A 2,703-nucleotide genomic window follows, 5' to 3' on the forward strand; every position below is an offset into this window, starting at 1 on the left:
GTAATCGACCGACAGCACGTCGAAACCTGTGCCGGCGCAGAGCTCGGCGCAGATGTCGTCATGGCTTTCGAGCCCGCCGAGGATGAAGCCGCCGCCGTGGTAGTAGACCACCATCGCCTTGGCGGCGTTGCCCTCGAGCCGGTAGCGCCGGACCGGGATGTCGCGGCCGGCGGCGGCGATCAGCCCGTCGCTGGCCTTGACGCCGGGCGGGCGGCCCTGGTGGAAAGCCCGGCTCATCCTGTCATAGACGGCGCGCTGCTTGTCGATCGGCAGGCCGATGATCTCGGGCGGATGCCAGGCGTTGACGGCGTCGATATAGGCCCAAAGGGCCGGGTCGAGCCGTGTTTCGTAGGGGCCGCGCGTCATAGATCGGCGTAGAGCGCGGCCGCGTTGTCGAAGCTGAAACGCAGCGGCACCGAGCCCTCGACCTGCCAGACGGTGACGGTTTCGCCGGCCAGCAGCCGGCAGGCGCCGTCGGTGTCGGTGACGGCGCCGCCATAGAGCCGGTTGGCGAGGTTGAGGATCCCGGTCTGGTGCATGGCCGCGCTGCCGCTGCCGCAGGCATCCTTGACCAGCAGCACGCGAAAGCCTTTGGCCACCGCATCCTTGACCGACGCGTCGATGCAGGCCTCGGTCCAGACGCCTGATATGACCAACCATTCGATGCCGGCCGACTTGATGTCGCCCGCCGCCGGCCCGGTGCGGAAGGCGCTGGCCTCGGCCTTGATCAGCAGCGCCTCGCCCTTGGCCGGCGCCACCTCATGGCAGATTTCGGTCAGCGGATCGCTCTTGTCGGAAAAGGCCGACTTGCCGTCCTCGCCGAGCGGATGAAACGGGCGGTCCTGCTTGTCGAGATCGACGATGTAGGCCCAGTGGTAGAGCGGCACCTGGTTCCGCCGCGCCGCCGCCTGCAGGCGCTGGACGTTGGCGAGGATCGTGGGAAAGCCCTCGACGAGGTAGCGCGGGTCCTGCCGGTGCTCTTCCTGCAGGTCGATGAAGATCGCGGCCACCGTGCCGGGCTTGAGGGAGATGGGCGTTTTCATGCGGCGCCTGCGTGATGCATGGGCGAGGCAGTCAAAGACCCTTCCGTATGCCGGCGGGACAGAGGGGGGCGCCAGGCAACGAGGCGCTCATTGGTTGCCCGTATCAAACCTGCGTCTCCAGAAACTCGTCCTCATAAGGAAAGCGCGACAGAAGCTCCGTGCCCGTCTCGGTGATCAGGATCTCGTCCTCCAGCTTGACGCCCTCGCGGCCGCCCTTTTCGCCGATATAGCTTTCGACGCTCACCACCATGCCTGGCACGATATGGCCGTCGCGGCCATAGGTCTCGTAATCCATGGCATGCGCGATGAACGGCGTTTCGCCATGCATGCCGACGCCGTGCATGACCGAGGTGTAGCGCTGGTCGACGAAACGGTCGGGGATCTTCCACGCCTGCTCGGCGATCTCGCGGAAGGCCATGCCGGGCTTGACGATCGAAATGTTGTGCTGAACCTGATCGTGCGCCATGCGGTAGAGCGACTTCTGGTAAGGGGTCGGCTTGCCTGGCCCGCAGCGGAAGGTGCGCGAGAAATCCGAATAATAGCCGTAGCAGCCGATGGTGTCGGTATCGAGCGCCAAGAGTTCGCCGGGGCGGATCTTGCGGCCGCTGGCCTCGTTGAACCACGGGTTGGTGCGCTGGCCTGATGTCAGCAGCCGCGTCTCGATGAACTCGCCGCCCTGGCGGATGACCTCGCCATACATGATGGCGAACAGGTCGTTTTCGGAAACGCCGGGCTTGATCGCCTCACGCACCGCATAGACGGCAGCCTCGGCGCCGGCCATCGACACCTGCAGGCATTTCACTTCCTCCGGCGTCTTCACCGCGCGCACCGCCAGGATTTCGCCCTGGCAATCCCTGACCTCACAGCCGCGCTTTTCCAGCGCCAGCGCCTGCAGATGGCTGCAGCGGTCGAGGCCGAGCTTCATCGAGCCGCCGCCATGCTTTTTCAAAAGCTCGGCGATCTCGTCGGCGAACGGACCTGCGGTCTCGTCGTCGCGGCCCGAGACCGACGACCAGACCAACTTGGAAGGCCGCGCCTCGTCGATCGTGTCGAGTACCATGGAGACATGATAGCTCTGCGGGTATTCGAACAGCACGATCGGCCCGTCGGTCGGGATAAAGAAATAGCGGGTCGAGTTGCGCAGGAAATAGCCGAACATGTTGCGCGAGCCGGTGGCGTAGCGCTGGTTGTACGGATCGAACAGCACCACGCCGCCATAGCCGGCCTTGCGCATCCAGCCGCGCAGCTTGGCCAGCCGGCCTTTGCGCAGGGCATCGGCATCGATGAAGGACGGTTCGGTGTCCGACAGCCACATGCCGCCGGCCGGATCGGCCGCCGCGGGGTGGCGCATGCGATCCTTGAAGTTCACGTCCTCGGTGCTGTCGGGGTCGAAAACGACGATGCTCATGGGCTCGGCCTTGGCTGGGTTGCGAGGTCGCAGCATGGCGCAAGAGGGGCGGGAGGATTGTGCGGAAAACCGCAGCTGTTGTGCGGGATGCCGCTGGCTAATCGGTTGCGTCGCGATCCTTCGCGCCCCCCTCTGCCCTGCCCGGCATCTCCCCCTCAAGGGGGAGATTGGCATTTTCGATGCCGCCGTTCTTTTCTTCAACATCTGAGATTGGCGAAAGCAGAGATGCAGTCCGATCTCCCCCCTTGAGGG

3 protein-coding genes are annotated in these 2,703 nt (G+C 65.2%); all 3 read right to left on the bottom strand.

The genetic code is table 11. From position 1 onward, the window contains the following. A partial coding sequence (locus ENZ75_RS27695) for an alpha/beta hydrolase (RefSeq protein ID WP_164888050.1) occupies positions 1-366 on the bottom strand: 366 nt, incomplete at its 3' end. Further along, the gene (locus ENZ75_RS27700; protein ID WP_063169617.1) at positions 363-1,043 is read right to left on the bottom strand and encodes an isochorismatase family protein; all 681 of its coding nucleotides are present in this window, start codon (positions 1,041-1,043) and stop codon (positions 363-365) included. The genes ENZ75_RS27695 and ENZ75_RS27700, both read right to left, overlap by 4 nt. A 103-nt stretch (positions 1,044-1,146) precedes the next feature. After that, positions 1,147-2,451, bottom strand: coding sequence for a Xaa-Pro peptidase family protein (locus tag ENZ75_RS27705; protein WP_063169616.1), 1,305 nt, complete (start codon positions 2,449-2,451; stop codon positions 1,147-1,149). Positions 2,452-2,703 lie beyond the last annotated feature (252 nt).

The organism is Mesorhizobium sp. M7A.F.Ca.CA.002.04.1.1, assembly GCF_004022805.1.
GTDB lineage: Bacteria > Pseudomonadota > Alphaproteobacteria > Rhizobiales > Rhizobiaceae > Mesorhizobium > Mesorhizobium ciceri.